Source organism: Azospirillum palustre (genome assembly GCF_002573965.1).
Classification (GTDB): domain Bacteria; phylum Pseudomonadota; class Alphaproteobacteria; order Azospirillales; family Azospirillaceae; genus Azospirillum; species Azospirillum palustre.
Map to the genome: position 1 here is coordinate 558,047 of NZ_PDKW01000040.1, position 14,235 is coordinate 572,281.

At 66.1% G+C, this 14,235-nt stretch carries 16 protein-coding genes, 1 pseudogene and 2 riboswitches; of the genes and pseudogenes, 11 read left to right on the top strand and 6 right to left on the bottom strand.

Annotated elements, in window-relative coordinates:
- Positions 1 to 217 precede the first annotated feature (217 nt).
- Positions 218 to 1,012, top strand: a complete 795-nt coding sequence (locus tag CRT60_RS12400; RefSeq protein ID WP_204561846.1) for a COG4705 family protein — start codon at positions 218 to 220, stop codon at positions 1,010 to 1,012.
- A 34-nt stretch (positions 1,013 to 1,046) separates the two neighbouring features.
- Positions 1,047 to 1,448 (top strand): hypothetical protein, encoded by a 402-nt coding sequence (locus tag CRT60_RS12405; protein WP_098736707.1) that lies wholly within the window; start codon positions 1,047 to 1,049, stop codon positions 1,446 to 1,448.
- Between the two features lie 249 nt (positions 1,449 to 1,697).
- On the opposite strand, the gene CRT60_RS12410 is transcribed toward CRT60_RS12405, so the two are convergent.
- The 6 genes from CRT60_RS12410 to CRT60_RS12435 all read right to left on the bottom strand — a co-directional run bounded on the left by CRT60_RS12410 (position 1,698) and on the right by CRT60_RS12435 (position 6,359).
- Positions 1,698 to 2,051 carry a PepSY domain-containing protein gene (locus tag CRT60_RS12410; RefSeq protein WP_204561848.1) on the bottom strand — a complete coding sequence of 118 codons (354 nt, stop codon included), beginning with the start codon at positions 2,049 to 2,051 and terminating at the stop codon, positions 1,698 to 1,700.
- Positions 2,052 to 2,269: 218 nt separating this feature from the next.
- The gene (locus CRT60_RS12415) at positions 2,270 to 2,902 is read right to left on the bottom strand and encodes a DedA family protein (protein WP_244592446.1); all 633 of its coding nucleotides are present in this window, start codon (positions 2,900 to 2,902) and stop codon (positions 2,270 to 2,272) included.
- A 7-nt stretch (positions 2,903 to 2,909) separates the two neighbouring features.
- The gene (locus tag CRT60_RS12420; protein WP_161958031.1) at positions 2,910 to 3,518 is read right to left on the bottom strand and encodes a phosphatase PAP2 family protein; all 609 of its coding nucleotides are present in this window, start codon (positions 3,516 to 3,518) and stop codon (positions 2,910 to 2,912) included.
- An 85-nt stretch (positions 3,519 to 3,603) separates the two neighbouring features.
- Entirely contained in the window at positions 3,604 to 4,275 is a 672-nt protein-coding gene (locus tag CRT60_RS12425; RefSeq protein ID WP_098736709.1) for a DedA family protein, read from the bottom strand.
- A gap of 4 nt (positions 4,276 to 4,279) precedes the next feature.
- On the bottom strand, positions 4,280 to 5,695 hold the full coding sequence (locus tag CRT60_RS12430; protein WP_098736710.1) for a sensor histidine kinase: 1,416 nt from the start codon (positions 5,693 to 5,695) through the stop codon (positions 4,280 to 4,282).
- On the bottom strand, positions 5,679 to 6,359 hold the full coding sequence (locus CRT60_RS12435) for a winged helix-turn-helix domain-containing protein (RefSeq protein WP_098736711.1): 681 nt from the start codon (positions 6,357 to 6,359) through the stop codon (positions 5,679 to 5,681). Before CRT60_RS12435 ends, CRT60_RS12430 begins: the two co-directional genes overlap by 17 nt.
- A 509-nt stretch (positions 6,360 to 6,868) precedes the next feature.
- Here CRT60_RS12435 and CRT60_RS12440 point away from each other — a divergent pair.
- From CRT60_RS12440 to eno, 9 genes and pseudogenes are all read left to right on the top strand, one after another.
- Positions 6,869 to 7,447 carry a recombinase family protein gene (locus CRT60_RS12440; protein WP_098736712.1) on the top strand — a complete coding sequence of 193 codons (579 nt, stop codon included), beginning with the start codon at positions 6,869 to 6,871 and terminating at the stop codon, positions 7,445 to 7,447.
- A gap of 193 nt (positions 7,448 to 7,640) precedes the next feature.
- Entirely contained in the window at positions 7,641 to 8,468 is an 828-nt protein-coding gene (locus CRT60_RS12445; protein ID WP_161958032.1) for a universal stress protein, read from the top strand.
- Positions 8,469 to 8,515: 47 nt separating this feature from the next.
- A riboswitch (Fluoride riboswitch) is annotated at positions 8,516 to 8,578 on the top strand.
- A gap of 80 nt (positions 8,579 to 8,658) precedes the next feature.
- Entirely contained in the window at positions 8,659 to 9,876 is a 1,218-nt protein-coding gene (locus CRT60_RS12450) for a cation:proton antiporter (RefSeq protein WP_098736714.1), read from the top strand.
- An 82-nt stretch (positions 9,877 to 9,958) separates the two neighbouring features.
- Positions 9,959 to 10,318 (top strand): DUF190 domain-containing protein, encoded by a 360-nt coding sequence (locus tag CRT60_RS12455; protein ID WP_098736715.1) that lies wholly within the window; start codon positions 9,959 to 9,961, stop codon positions 10,316 to 10,318.
- Between the two features lie 104 nt (positions 10,319 to 10,422).
- Positions 10,423 to 10,503, top strand: a riboswitch (Fluoride riboswitch).
- Positions 10,504 to 10,606: 103 nt separating this feature from the next.
- Positions 10,607 to 12,454, top strand: a complete 1,848-nt coding sequence (locus CRT60_RS12460; protein ID WP_098736716.1) for a DUF190 domain-containing protein — start codon at positions 10,607 to 10,609, stop codon at positions 12,452 to 12,454.
- Between the two features lie 23 nt (positions 12,455 to 12,477).
- On the top strand, positions 12,478 to 12,978 hold the full coding sequence (locus CRT60_RS12465) for a hypothetical protein (RefSeq protein WP_098736717.1): 501 nt from the start codon (positions 12,478 to 12,480) through the stop codon (positions 12,976 to 12,978).
- Positions 12,979 to 13,039: 61 nt separating this feature from the next.
- Entirely contained in the window at positions 13,040 to 13,435 is a 396-nt protein-coding gene (crcB, locus tag CRT60_RS12470; protein WP_098737009.1) for a fluoride efflux transporter CrcB, read from the top strand.
- 3 nt (positions 13,436 to 13,438) lie between these two features.
- Complete coding sequence (locus CRT60_RS12475) at positions 13,439 to 13,783, top strand: DUF190 domain-containing protein (protein WP_098736718.1); 345 nt, start codon at positions 13,439 to 13,441, stop codon at positions 13,781 to 13,783.
- A gap of 55 nt (positions 13,784 to 13,838) precedes the next feature.
- A pseudogene (gene eno / locus CRT60_RS12480) lies at positions 13,839 to 14,156 on the top strand (phosphopyruvate hydratase); the annotation flags it as partial.
- Between the last annotated feature and the right edge of the window lie 79 nt (positions 14,157 to 14,235).

A 14,235-nucleotide genomic window follows, 5' to 3' on the forward strand; every position in this document is an offset into this window, starting at 1 on the left:
CTTCGGCCAGACATCGGGATTTTGAATGATTTCTGTGGGCTGCCGGTAAGGAAAAGAGACGCCACCAAGCTCTGTTTTTTCGGGAGGCGTATGATCCGGCGGCACCCACTTCCGACATTGGGATTTTTCAACATCGGGTCCACCGCCGCCGAACCTTGCCGACTTTAGGCTTCTTTCCAGCCGCGAAATCACCGTGAACACACGAAGGAGCCATCCAATGCACGCGACACACGACGCACGGGCGTCCGGCGCCGGTATGCTGAACAAGGTGCCGGAGGTCACGCTCATCTTCTGGATCATCAAGATCATGTCCACCACGGTGGGCGAAACCGGGGCCGACTATCTGGCCGTTCATGTCGGCCTGGGGACCGGCCTGACCGGTGGGATCATGGCCATGTTGCTGGGCGGCGCGTTGCTGCTGCAACTGCGTGCGCGGGCTTATGTGCCCTGGATCTACTGGTTGACCGTCGTTCTGGTCAGCGTCGTCGGCACCCAGATCACGGATGCGCTGACGGACGGTCTGAATGTCAGCCTCTACGTCAGCACAACGGTGTTCGCGGTGGCCCTCGCGGCGATTTTCGCCACTTGGTATGCGACCGAACGGACGCTGTCGATCCACACCATCGTCACCAACCGTCGTGAGGTGTTCTACTGGACAGCGATCCTCTTCACTTTCGCTCTGGGCACGGCGGCCGGCGATCTTGCAACCGAGGCACTCCAACTCGGCTTCCGGCTCGGCGTGCTCGTCTTCGGCGGGCTGATCGCGCTTGTCACGTTGGCCTACTACCGCGGCTGCAACCCGATCCTGACCTTCTGGATCGCTTATGTGCTGACGCGGCCGCTTGGCGCATCGCTGGGCGATTTCCTGTCGCAGGCCCGGCAGTACGGTGGTCTGGGTCTCGGCACGATCATGACCAGCGCCGTCTTCCTGGTCGTCATCGTGGCCCTGGTGGCGATGGTGAGCGTCACCACCGCTCAGCATCGCAATGCATCCGTGGGCGATGAAGCCTGATCATCCTTTCCTTCATGCAAAGCAGAGATCGTCGATGAAACACTCCTGGATCGCACTCACCGCTGTGGCGCTCGTTGCCACGGGTGCCGTGGCAGTCACATATTTCATGCCGGTAGCAGGCGCGGTTTCGCAGGCCGAAGCGTCTGCCGGACTGGGCGACATCTCGGGCTTCCGCAAGATTGTCGTCGATACGGCGGCCCTGGTCGACAAGGGAGACCTTGCGGGCGCAAAGATCCGCATCAAGGATCTTGAAACGTCATGGGACGAGGCGGAAGCGGGCCTGAAGCCCCGAGCACCGAGCCAGTGGCATGCGGTCGACAAGGCCATCGACGGGGCACTGTCGGCTTTGCGCGATAGCGCCCCGACGGTGGCCGCGTCCAAGAAGGCTTTGGCGACCCTGCTCGATACCATGGACAGCAACGGCACACATGGCTGAGTGACCGTCGCATCGATCCGCATCCGCCGGTTTGATGGGGCTGACGACGCGATATCCGGACATTTCGAAAGGAAGAGGCGCGGTGGGCATGACCATCGCGCCTTTTTGACGTGTCGGCGGTGGTTGTGCGGGAGGGGACCGCCGACATATTCGACATGCCTTCAAGGGCGCTGGAGCCGGTGCCGAGTGCCGATCCAAAGAAAATGGCCCGGAAGTCTCCTTCCGGGCCGGACACAGACGGCATCAAGATCATTCGGCGTCGTTGTCTTCCTGCTCTTCACCATCGCCCTTTGCGACATGACGCTTCAGAACACCGCCGGAGGCTGCGTCCACGACCACAGTCTCGGTCGCCTTGTCCTTGGCGACCTCGACACCGAAGGCCACCTTTCCATTTTCCTGCAGGATGTCGGCAGACAGTGCCTTGCCGCCGGTTTCCTGTTCGGCGGCAGTCACCGCCTGCGACAACGAGATCTTCGCCTGCGACAGCGCCGACAGGTCACGGGCGTCTTCATGGGTCTTCTGAGCGGCGTGCGCGCCATAACCGATGCCAGCCACCAGCAGTGCCGCACAGATCGCAGACGCGGGCTTCATGACGGTCTTCATACGAATCGCTCCTGTTGCGGGGCGTCATGCCCCGGTACAGACGATCCTAGGCGGGGCTGGCTTACCGGCCTTTGGCGAGCGCTATACGGTTTGGTAAGATCGAGGCCGCGGCTTCGCCATGATCGGCGGCAGACCCGCTGGATCGGGCAACCAAGACCGGCAACTCGCCAGCGGTACGACCCAATTCGGACCGGAGTGCCGGCAGGCAACGGGGGCGATCAACGGTTCGGCTTTGCCGGGGTGCGCAGTCGCCGCCATAGAAACCAGGCCACCGCCGCCACCATCACGACGATCACCAGAACGTCGAAGCGATGCATCCAGTCCCGCAGCGTCGGATCGCTGTTCCAACGTTCTCCCAGCGCGTAACCGACATAGGCCAGCCCGAAGCACCAGGGCCAGGAGCCGATGAAGGTGTAGAGATGGAAGCGGAGCCTCGGCATCCCGGCCATTCCGGCGGGAAGGGCGATGAAGGTCCGCACAACCGGCAACATCCGGGCCACCAGCACCGCCGGTCCGCCGAGCCGGGAGAAGAAGCGCTCCGCCAGATCGAGGTCATGCTCGTCGAGCAGGACGTAGCGGCCCCAGCGCCGGATCAGCGGCCGTCCGCCCCGCCGTCCCACCGCATAGGCGATCTCGGATCCCAGGTTGCAGCCGATGGCGCCGACGGTGGCGACCAGCATCAGGTTGAAGTGTCCTGTCGAGACGAGATAGCCGGCGAATGGCATGATGACCTCCGACGGCAGCGGAATGCAGGCGGATTCCAGCGCCATCAGCATCGCGACGCCGGGATACCCCAGCGTCGCGATGACCGACACAATGATCGATCCGAGCGCTTCGAGAAGATGCCCCACCACGCCCTCACCCGCGGTCCAGCGGGAACAGGGCAGCGGGCAGATGCAGCAGCCGCACGGTTCCCTCGTAAAGCCGGACGATGGCCGGCGTCAGCATCCGGTCGATCAGCGGCCGGACCGGAACGACCAGCAGCGATGCCGTGGTGGCGACCAGAAGCGCGCCGGCCATGTCCAGCGGGAAGTGAACACCGAGATAGATGCGCGCCCAGGCGACGCCGACACCGAAGGCCATCATCCCCCAGCCCAGCCGCGGCCAGGAACCGCGCAGCAGCAGGCTGACCCCAATCGTCCACATGAAGGTCGCATGGTCGCTGGGGAAGGACGAGTCGGCCGCATGCGGGATCAGCTGGTGCCCCAACCCGATCATGAAGGGGCGCGGATGCTGCCAGATAGCGCCGATCACCGTGTTGATCAGGGCCGCCGTCAGCAGGGCGCAGCCGGCGCCGACCAGAGCCGAACGCCCGTTGTGCCGTCCCCACACCCACAGCACCGCGATCAGCGCCGCCGCCAGCACCACCACGTCATCCGCCAGGAAGCGCGCCAGCAGCAGAAGCATGGTCTGCGGATCGGGCGGGGCGTTCAGCAGGAGGAACAGATGCCGATTCAAAGCTTCCATGAGCGAGGTCCACTTGTTTCGATGCGATGACAGGCCGGGCAGACAGATGGGCAGTGCGGGGGCGCTTCGCGCGTGACGCCGATGGCTAGGGCTGGAGCGTTCGGGTGAGTTCGGGAGACTGGCGGGGATCGGCGAAGGCCCGGTCTGCGGCACGCTGCAGGCGTTCTTCATGACGCCGCGCATATCGCCACCCCAAGACCCCGGCGACCAGGGCGATGCCGCCGGCACCGACCGCCAGTGGGCCATGATAGCGCTCCAGTGCCTGCCCGAAGCTCCAGCCACCCAGGCCGAAAGCAATGGACCAGAGCAGCCCGCCGCAGGCATTGGCGAGCAGGAAGCGCCGCCAGCACATACGGTTGGCGCCGGCGAGCAGCGCGGTCAGCACCCGCAGCAGCGCGACGAACCGTCCAAACAGCACGACCTTGCCACCGTGCCGTTGGAACAGGTATTGGCCAAGCCGCAGCCGCGGTTCGGTCAGCCGCAAGAGCGCCCCATAGCGCACCAGCAGCCGATAGCCGTAGCGCCGACCGATCAGGAAACCGACATTGTCACCCACCACGGCGCCGGCAGCCGCCGCGCCGATCACGAACTCGATCCGGAAATCGGGGGAGGCCGCCGCCAGAATCGATCCGGCGATCAGCATCGTCTCTCCCGGCAGGGGCAGACCCATGCTCTCCAGCGCAACTACGCCGGCGATCAGCCAATAACCGTAACCGGTCAGAAGTTGGGGAAGCAGCCCGTGGAGCGGGAGAGACATCGCGTCACCTCGAATGTTGTGCCGTGACCGGGGGGCATTCCCCGGCCGGCCGGGCCGACGCGCCATCAAGGAGATTGAAGTCAAGCGAGACCCGCAGGCCCGGGCCGTTGTCCGTCACGGACACCGTCGCCTCATGACGGTCCGCGATGGCCTTCACCAGACTGAGGCCAAGCCCGCTGCCATCGGTGGTGCGGCTCCGCTCCAGCCGGTAGAAGCGGCGGAAAATGCGCCCGCGCTCTTCCGCCGGCACACCGGGGCCGTCATCGGCAATCGTCAACCGCGCCACCCCTGAACCGACGGTGAGAGCCACCTCGATGCGCGTTCCGGCCGGGGTGTGGCGAATGGCATTCTCCACAAGATTGACGAGCATCTGGGTCAGCAACTCGCGGTCGCCCGCGACCACCGCCGGGTCGAGCGGAGGACTGACCAAGACCTTGCCGTCCTCTTCGGCCGAGGGCGTGAAGGCCTCGACCACTGTCTCCACGATGACGTGAAGCTCCACCGGGTCGCGAACCGGCGGTCGAGCGCCGCCCTCGATCTGGGCGATGCGCAGCAGCGCGGCGAAGGTCTCCAGCAGCGTGTCGGTTTCCGCCAGGGCCGCGTCCACTGCGACCGCGTAGTCGTCGGTCGATGCGGCGGTTGTCCGCACCCGCTCCAGACGCTGGCGCAGCCGCGCCAACGGAGTGCGCAAATCGTGGGCGATGTCGTTGGACACCTGCCGCAACCCCTCCATCAGATCGGCGATGCGGCCGAGCATGCGGTTCAGCGTATCCGAGAGCCGGTCGAGGTCGTCGCCGGTTCCCCGCACCGGGATGCGGCTGGCCAGGTCACCGGCGATGATCTGCTCCGCCGTGCGCGAGATGGCATCCACCCGCTGCAGGAAAGCCACGCTCAACAGAGCACCGCCGGCGATCCCAAGCCCGAGCGTTACCAGTACCGCGACGGAAAATGCGTGGAAGATCGCTTCGTCGGCATCCTCTATCCATTCAAGATCGTCACCGACCGCCAGCAGTGTGCCGTCCGGCAGCCGGATCGTCAGGGTGCGGATCCCCACGAGTTCGCTCTCGTCGCTGGGCATCCGGTGCGGTTCGATGGTGCTCCAGCCCGGCTGAGGAACCGTCGTCATGTCGCCGGCCAGAATGGCGCCGCCTGCATCGGCGACGAGTTCATGCAGCGCGCCGGGACGGCCAGCGGTGCGCCGCACCTCGGCAGCGAGCTGCGCCTGACCGCCGGCCTGGAATTCACCGCGGAGCCGGTCGAGGTCGGCCATGATCCGGCTGTTCATCTGCTGTTCCAACGCCGCGTGGGTGGTCCAATAGACCACTCCCCCCAGGATCAGCGCCGACACCGCGAAGATGAGAGCAAAGGCGGCGGCCAGCCGGAAACTGGCGGTCCGGAACAGTCTAGGCAGGGTCGTCATTCAGGGTGTATCCAGCCCCGCGTACCGTGCAGATCAACTCTCTGCTGCGGCCGCGGTCCACTTTGGCCCGCAGGCGGCTGATGTGGGTTTCGACGATGTTGGTCTTGGGGTCGAAGTGGAAGTCCCAGACATGCTCCAGCAGCATCGTGCGGGTCGTCACGCGCCCGGCATTGCGCATCAGATACTCCAGCAGCTGGAACTCGCGCGGTTGCAGATCGATGGATGCGCCTCCTCGGGTCACGGAGCGTTTCAGGAGGTCCATTTCGAGGTCGGCCACCCGGAGCACCGTGGGGACGTCGTTCAGCGGCGGACGCCGCACCAGAGCATTGAGACGGGCCAGCAATTCGGCAAAGGCGAAGGGCTTGACCAGATAGTCGTCGCCTCCGGCCTCCAGCCCCTCCACCCGGTCGCCGATCCCACCGAGGGCGGTGAGCAACAGCACCGGCGTCTTCACCCCCGCACCGCGCAAGGTTTTCAGCACCGAGAGTCCATCGAGGCCCGGCAGCATCCGATCGACGACCAAAGCGTCGAACGGCTGTCCCGCGGCGAGAAGCAGGCCGTCGCGCCCGTTGCCCACGCATTCAACGCTGTGCCCCTGTTCTCGCAGACCGGTCTGGAGATAGCCCGCCGTTTCCGGATCGTCTTCAATGATCAATATCTTCATTGGCGCAGCCCCCCGATCCCTCCTCGAAATGTCCGTCTCTGATCCTCACAGCCGGTCAAACAAGATAGTCGAAGTCGTCTTAATGGGCGGTCACTGATTCTATACGGATTTGTAACCTGGGCACCTCCCGAGACGGATGGAATGAACAGCTCCTTCAACTTTCCCGGTATCATTTCACGAGGGACATCTGCCCCTCTATGCATGGGGCCAGAAGACGGGTTCAGCTGCAGCGATGCATGTGAAGGCCAAATCGAGATCGACGATGGCGCTGAAGGCGCCAACCGCTCCGCATGCGCGCTGCCGCCACCCTTTCCAGCGGCTTGAACGCTCGGAATCTTTGAACGTCCGGCAATATTGACCGCACGGCGAAACCGCAACGGTTGCTTGCCTCGCGAAACTCCTAAGTTTCGCGACACCCGCAGCCGGATGAAAGCTCAAGAGATTTTGATGTTGCAAAAATCTGTCGCGAAAGGAAAAAGTTTCGCGATGACTTTTGCGACGGGTGCCCCATGCTCATAGGCTATGCGCGCGTTTCCACCGACGACCAGGATCTCTCGCAGCAGCGGACGGCCCTGCAGGTGGCCGGCTGTCGGCGGATTTATGAAGAGAAGGTCTCCGGAGCGAAGCGCGACCGACCGCAGCTTGTCCGGCTGATCGACCAGCTTCGGGCTGATGACGTCGTGACGGTCACGCGCCTCGACAGGCTGGCTCGGTCGACCCGTGATCTCCTCGATATTGCGGAGCGGCTTGAGGGGGCCGGTGCAGGGCTCCGTTCGCTCGCCGAGCCATGGGCCGACACCACCTCGCCGGCCGGTCGCATGGTTCTGACCGTATTTGCTGGCATCGCCGAATTCGAGCGTGCGCTGATTGCCGAGCGGACCGGTACGGGCCGTGTTGCGGCCAAAGCGCGCGGCGTTCGGTTCGGCCGGCCACCAAAGCTGACCGTCGACCAGATCGCTCTTGCCCGGCGATTGGTCGACGAAGGGCGGTCGCCCCGTGAGGCGGCCCGAATCCTCAATGTTCACCCATCGACCCTGTACCGGGCATTTGCCCTACAGCCGCCCGAAGATGCCGCTACCGGTTCCTGATGCCAATGTCGGCTTCCTGTTCCATTGCCCCCAGTTCTCCGTCATCGCCTGTGAAACCGATCGACACGGCCTGCGGCATGCTCACACGCCACCGGACAAGGGCCACCCGTCCTGGCTGGCGATCGGGCAAGGAAAGATCGATACTGGGAGACGGACCAGGAGGTCCCGAACGACGTCGCGGGGTCTGCAAACTATGGACATCCGTTCCCTTCTCGTACCGCTCGACGGGTCGCCATCGGATCGCCGCCGTCTCGATGCCGCCGGTCTCGTGGCCGAGAGTTTCGGCGCGCGTGTCGCTGTTCTGCATGCGCGATTGCCAGATGGCCGGGTGATCGCCGCACTCGGCGACGGGGTCAGCAACCGGACCATCCGTGAGGCATTGGAACGGTACGACCAGGAGGAGCACCGCGCCCGCGCCGTGTATGACGCGTGGTGCGCCGTCGGCGGACCGGGGACCGCCACAGCCTCCTTTCAGGTCGGGCATGGGTTCCCGGCCACGCTGTTCGCGCGTCAGGCCCGCTGTGCCGATCTCACCATCCTCTCCAGCACGGCGCGGAGCGGGCTGCGTCGCCTCGACCCCACGGTCGAAAGCCGGATCCTCACCCGAAGCGGGCGTCCGGCGCTCCTGGTTCCCGCCCACCCAATCGCGTCGGTTGGGCGCGTGATCGCCATTGCCTGGAACGCGAGCGCCGAAGCCGCCCGGGCGGTTACCGATGCGATGCCATTCCTGGTCCGCGCCACGCAAATCCGGGTTCTGACCGTGCTGGAGCGGGGTGTCCGGGAGGAGGATGCGGCGGCCCTGGTGGCGTTTCTGGCCGACCACGGCGTCGCCGCCAAGCCGGAGCTTTTGCCGGTTGATGGGGGCGTCGCCGCCACGCTCCTCGACGCCGCCCGGCGGGCGGGCAGCGATCTTCTGGTGTTGGGTGCCTATGCCCGCAGCCCGCTGCGCGAGCGCCTGTGCGGCGGCGTCACCGATGACGTCCTGGGTGCGGCCGACATTCCCCTGCTGATGAGCCACTGACCCCGTCCGCACAGCCGTTGACCAGCGGAGACGATCGGCGTTAGGCTTTTGCCATCGGGGATGGAGTTCCCCCGGAACCGTCCGAAAGGGCTGATGACTCCTGCTGCGTGGGACGCGGTGGGGGTCGGCTGTGCCCAAACCCGCTTCTCCCACGCAACGGCCCCCGGGCTTGCTCAGAGGGAGAGGCGTCATGTCGGAAACCTGGACTCTTGCCGCGCTGTGGCTGGGCTTGGCGCTGGTGGCCACCCTGCTGTCGATCCGCCTGGGCATCGCCACCGCGCTTTCGGAGATCGTCGTCGGCACCATCGCCCAACTGATCGTCGGCGCGATGCTGGGCGATGCCGTCCTGGGTGCCGACCAGAGCTGGATCGTCTTCCTGTCCGGCACGGGCGCAATCGTGCTGACCTTCCTGGCTGGGGCGGAACTCGATCCCGCGGTGTTCCGGCGGCGATGGCGGGAGGCCGGCGCCATTGGGTTGGTCAGCTTTCTCGTACCCTTCCTCGCCTGCGCCGCCGCCGCGCACAGCCTCCTCGGCTGGACGGCCCCGGCCAGTTGGCTGGCTGGAGTGGCGTTGTCGACGACCTCGGTCGCGGTGGTCTACGCGGTGATGTTGGAATCGGGGCTGAACGTGACCGAATACGGCAAGGTGCTGCTCGGCGCCTGCTTCGTCACCGACCTCGGCACCGTGCTCGCCCTCGGCCTCATCTTCGCCCCCTTCACCGTGAAGACGGCGGTCTTCGTCGTGGCTGGCTTGGCCGTCTTCGCCATCCTGCCTTGGCTGACCCGGCACGTCTTCCAGCGGTTCGGCAACCGGCCATCGGAACTGGAGGCCAAGTTCCTGCTCCTGATTCTGTTCGGACTGGCGGCGCTCGCCGTCTGGGCGGACAGCGAGGCGGTGTTGCCGGCCTATCTGGTCGGCATGGTGCTGGCGGGCACCGTCGGCAAGGATCACGCGCTGATCCGCCGGCTGCGCACCCTGACCTTCGGCTTGCTGACACCCTTCTACTTCATCCGGGCCGGCTCCTTCGTCTCCGTGCCGGCCCTGGTCGCCGCGCCGACGGCGGCGGTCGTTTTCCTGGCGATCAAGGTGGCGGCGAAGATCGCCGGCGTCTACCCGACGACACGGGGCTTCGGCGCACCGCGCGAGGAGGCGATGCACACGACGCTGCTGATGTCCACCGGCCTGACTTTCGGGACCATCGCGTCGTTGTTCGGCCTGTCGCACGGGATCATCGACCAGGCACAATACTCCACCCTGGTGGCGACCGTCATCGGCAGTGCCGTCTTGCCCACCCTGCTTGCCAACGCGTTCTGCCTGCCCCACCACCTGTTGCCGCCGGTCGTGCCGGAGACCGCGCCGACGGCCGGTGCTGTGCCGGCAGGGAAAACGGTGGGGGAGGCCGAATGAACTGATGCCGGACGATGTCGGCGGTACAATAATGATGACGGGACGCGTGTGGATCATGCGTCGAGTTTGGGAGGGCGCCCAAATGCAGGTTCCCCAGAACGCGGTGCTCCTGAGAGCCTTCATCGGCGAAAGCGATCGTCATGACGGCGGCCCGCTCTACGAACAGATCGTCATGAAGGCCCGAGCCATGCACCTCGCCGGGGCGACGGTGCTGCGTGGGGGCATGGGCTTCGGCCATTCCAGCCAGGTTCACACCGCGAAGATCCTGCGGCTCTCCCAGGATCTTCCGCTGGTGGTCGAGATTGTCGACCGCGAGGACGCGATCAATGCGTTCCTGCCGGTTCTCGACGCCATGATGCCCGGCGGGCTGATCACCCTGGAGAAGGTTCAGGTGCTGCAATACGGCCCCGGCACCATCCGCCAACCGGCCCGGCTCACCTGAGGCGTTGCCGGACGGGTCGTTCCACCCCGGATCGCGGCGCGCGACTGTCGCGCGGCGCGTGCATCGTGATCTTTGCGGTTGACGCTGCGGCGCAAAAATGAGAGGTGAAAAGCGGCAATGGATTCTGCCTGACCGTTTCCGGTCGAACCGCTCCGCTCCGGCGGGCTGATGACTCCTACTTCCTGTCCTTGGGGGAGTAGTGTGTCCGAATCCAGCCAAATCCCATCGTCGCAACACTGTTCCGGAAGCGTGCGGGCGCGCCATGCGCGGTTCCGGTGGAGAGTCCCCATGACCCTTCGTGACCGGGCCGCGCCATGGGCCGGGCCGATGGCGGCGGTCGGCACCTGGCTGTGCCTGACCGTCCCGATGGCCGCCATCGTCGGTTCGTTGTGCGCGCTGTTCCTGTGGAGCCTGGACCGGGCGACGCAGGCACGCCTCGATTACCCATGGCTGCTCTACGGCCTGCCGGTGGCTGGCGTCGTCATCGGCTTCGTCTATCATTGGGTCGGCCGGCCGGCCGAGGGCGGCAACAACCTGATCGTTGACCAAATCCACGAGCCGGGCGGCGGAGTGCCGCTGCGCATGGCGCCGCTGATCCTGGTCTCCACCGTCATCACCCACCTGTTCGGTGGCTCGGCCGGCCGGGAGGGAACCGCCGTCCAGTTGGGCGGCAGCATCGCCGGAGGCATTGCCCGCCTGTGCCGGCTCGACGCCGCCGAACTGCGCATTCTGCTGATGGGCGGCATCGCCGCCGGCTTCGGTGCCGTCTTCGGCACGCCGGTGGCCGGCGCCGTCTTCGCGCTGGAGGTGCTGACCATCGGTCGCATCGAGTACGAGGCGCTGATCCCCTGTCTGATCGCCGCCGTCACCGGCGACTGGGTCTGCCACGCCTGGGGGGTGGGACATGTCCATTACCCGGTCGCCTTCCTGGCCGGTGCTGAAGCCGGCGGCTTCACCCTCGACGGCGTGCTGCTGGCGAAGGTCGCCATCGCCGGAATCGCCTTCGGGCTGGCGGCGCGCCTGTTTTCCGAGGCGTCTCACCTTGTCCAGACCCTCTACAAGGCGCTGTGCCCCTACGCGCCCCTGCGCCCGGCGATCGGCGGCCTGCTGGTGATCGGTCTGGTCCATGCCCTGGGGACGCGGGAGTATCTCGGTATCGGCGTCATCGGCGCCACGCCGGAGGATGCCAGCATCCTGAACTTCTTCATCAGCCCGGTGGTGCATGACTGGAGCTGGCTGTGGAAGATGCTGTTTACGGTGATCACGCTCGGCGCCGGCTTCAAGGGCGGTGAGGTGACACCGCTGTTCTTCATCGGTGCCGGACTGGGCAACGCCCTGTCGGGTCTGCTCGGTGCGCCGCCCGACCTGTTCGCGGCGCTCGGCTTCGTCGCCCTGTTCGCCGGCGCCGCAAACACGCCGCTCGCCTGCGTGATCATGGGCATCGAGCTGTTCGGCGCCGGCCCCACGGTCTATCTCGCCACCGCCTGCTTCCTGGCCTACATGGCCAGCGGCCATTCCAGCATCTACCTGTCGCAGCGCGTCGGCATCGCCAAGCGCGCGGCGGCGCTGGTTCCGCCCGACATTTCCTTGCGCGACCTTCGCCAGATGCGCAGCGCGCAGTCCGAGGCGCGGACGGCCCGCGTCGTCTCCCTCGCCGCCCTGCGGCGCTCCGCCCAAGCCACAGTTTCCCCGCACCACATCCAGGATACCGACATGCTTCATCCGCACCGCGTCTCGTCCGAAGAGGTCGGCATGGTCCGCATCTACCTCAAGCCCGGTGAACGGCTCCGCACCCCAGGCCGCTTCGCCTTCTTCGGCGGACGCCCCGTCTACCGCGAACTGGTTCTCGCGGCCAAGCGCTCCGGCATCCTCAACGCGGTCGCCCACCACACCCATTTCGGCTACAGCAACCATGGTGGCGTCGAAGATCACGCGGTCGAGTTGGCCAACCCGCATCTCACCATGTGCGTGGAACTGATCGCGCCGCGCGACCGGCTGGAGCTGTTCTGCAGGGAGCATGGCCCCCTGCTCGAACGCAAGGTCGTCATCTACAAGGAATTGGAACAATGGCGGGTCGCCCGCCACGGCGAGAGCAGCGAGGTTCCGGACATGACGCTGGCCCCTGCCGTGGCGTGAGGCGGTGCTCCCGGAGACAACCGATGCGCGCGACAATCATTGCCCCGATGATGATCCTGGCCATCGGCGTCGACCGGGTGCGCGCCGAAGACGCCGGGGCGGCCGGCGGTGGCTTGGGGCAGGCGGCGACGAAGGCGGTCGCTTTCGAGTTGGTGTCCAGTGCGGCCGAGACGGCGGCGTTCCTGGCGTTCTACGGCGGGTCCACCATCGGCGGCCCCACCATCTTCGCCGTCAGTCTCGCCTCCGCCGCGTCGGTGTATGTCGCCCACGAGCTTCTATGGGAGGCGGCGCTGCCGGGAGCGGGCGACGGAACCGATCCTGGCGTCATTGCCGCCAAGACCGCGAGCTACCGAGTGGGCAGCTCGCTGCGCAGCTTCACCGTCGGATCGCTGCTCGGCGGGGCCGACATGGTGACCTCGTCCGCCTTCACGCTCACCGTGGCGGCGGCGGACAGCCTTCTCGATGTCGGCAACGAATACTTCTTTGCCAAGCCGGGACCGGCTGTGGCCGGTGCGGAGCCATGATGCCGCGCCCGTCGAACCGACCCCTCCCGTTCCTGTCGTGCCGGATGGTGTGCGCATGCTGTTGACCTACGCCTGGGTTGCCCTCGGTGGCGCGATCGGCAGCGTTCTTCGCTTCTGGTGCTCGGGCGCCGTCGCCGGCCTGTTCGGCCAGACCTTTCCCTGGGGCACTCTGGTGGTGAACATCCTCGGGTCCTTCGTCATCGGGTTCACCGCGACGCTGACCGGTCCCGACGGCCGCCTGTTCGTTCCCTCCGACGCCCGCACGTTCGTGATGGTCGGGGTCTGCGGCGGCTACACCACCTTTTCATCCTTCAGTCTGCAGACGCTGAGCCTGGTGCAGGACGGAGAGTGGCTTCTGGCCGGCGGCAACGTCCTGCTCTCCGTCACACTGTGCCTGATCGCGGTCTGGCTCGGGCACATCGCTGCCGCCAGCCTCAACCACCTGAAGGGAGCCTGACCCATGCAAATCCCGATGGACGCGGTTCTGCTGCGCATCCACGCCAGCGAGCGCGACCGCTTCGAGCACCAGCCCTTCCATGAAGCCGTGGTCATGAAGGCGCGCGAGGCCGGGCTGAAGGGCGCCACCGTGCTGCGCGGCGTCATCGGCTACGGCCACGACAGCCGCATCCACACCGCGAAGATCCTCGACCTGTCGATCGACCTCCCTTTGGTCATCGAGATCATCGACGACGAAGCGAACATCACCGCCTTCCTGCCCACGCTGGACGGGATGATGGAGTTCGGCCTCGTCACCCTGGAAAAGGTCCGGGTGATCCGCTACGGCGCGCCGAAGGACGCCGCCTGAGCCGAGCATCGTTCCTTGCAAGCTCCCGCCAACGATCCGTGAAAGGACACCCGTCATGACCAGCCAAATCGCCGCAGTGCACGCCCAGGAGATCCTCGACAGCCGCGGCAATCCCACGGTGCGCGTCCATCTGACCCTTGCCTCGGGGCTGGCGGTGTCGGCCTCGGTGCCGTCAGGGGCCTCCACCGGCGAGAACGAAGCGGTGGAATTGCGCGACGGCGATCCGTCCCGCTACGGCGGCAAGGGGGTCCTCAAGGCGGTCGCCGCCGTCGAGCAGCAGATCGCCCCGGCGTTGATCGGTATGGACCCTGCCCGGCAGGAGGAGATCGATGCTCGGATGATCGAGCTGGACGGCACTCCCAACAAGGCTAGGTTTGAACCGCGCCGGGTTTGTCGGAGGCCGGATTGGTTGAGTCACGCCGCCATGGCGACGTCCTCGGTTTGGGCATAAT

Coding starts and splice junctions, on each gene's coding strand:
- CRT60_RS12405 (WP_098736707.1), top strand. CDS start 1,047: ATGAAACACTCCTGGATCGCACTCACCGCTGTGGCGCTCGTTGCCACG.
- CRT60_RS12460 (WP_098736716.1), top strand. CDS start 10,607: ATGACCCTTCGTGACCGGGCCGCGCCATGGGCCGGGCCGATGGCGGCG.
- CRT60_RS12420 (WP_161958031.1), bottom strand. CDS start 3,518: ATGGAAGCTTTGAATCGGCATCTGTTCCTCCTGCTGAACGCCCCGCCC.
- CRT60_RS12455 (WP_098736715.1), top strand. CDS start 9,959: ATGCAGGTTCCCCAGAACGCGGTGCTCCTGAGAGCCTTCATCGGCGAA.
- CRT60_RS12445 (WP_161958032.1), top strand. CDS start 7,641: ATGGACATCCGTTCCCTTCTCGTACCGCTCGACGGGTCGCCATCGGAT.
- CRT60_RS12440 (WP_098736712.1), top strand. CDS start 6,869: ATGCTCATAGGCTATGCGCGCGTTTCCACCGACGACCAGGATCTCTCG.
- CRT60_RS12410 (WP_204561848.1), bottom strand. CDS start 2,051: ATGAAGACCGTCATGAAGCCCGCGTCTGCGATCTGTGCGGCACTGCTG.
- CRT60_RS12425 (WP_098736709.1), bottom strand. CDS start 4,275: ATGTCTCTCCCGCTCCACGGGCTGCTTCCCCAACTTCTGACCGGTTAC.
- CRT60_RS12450 (WP_098736714.1), top strand. CDS start 8,659: ATGTCGGAAACCTGGACTCTTGCCGCGCTGTGGCTGGGCTTGGCGCTG.
- CRT60_RS12430 (WP_098736710.1), bottom strand. CDS start 5,695: ATGACGACCCTGCCTAGACTGTTCCGGACCGCCAGTTTCCGGCTGGCC.
- CRT60_RS12475 (WP_098736718.1), top strand. CDS start 13,439: ATGCAAATCCCGATGGACGCGGTTCTGCTGCGCATCCACGCCAGCGAG.
- CRT60_RS12435 (WP_098736711.1), bottom strand. CDS start 6,359: ATGAAGATATTGATCATTGAAGACGATCCGGAAACGGCGGGCTATCTC.
- CRT60_RS12465 (WP_098736717.1), top strand. CDS start 12,478: ATGCGCGCGACAATCATTGCCCCGATGATGATCCTGGCCATCGGCGTC.
- CRT60_RS12400 (WP_204561846.1), top strand. CDS start 218: ATGCACGCGACACACGACGCACGGGCGTCCGGCGCCGGTATGCTGAAC.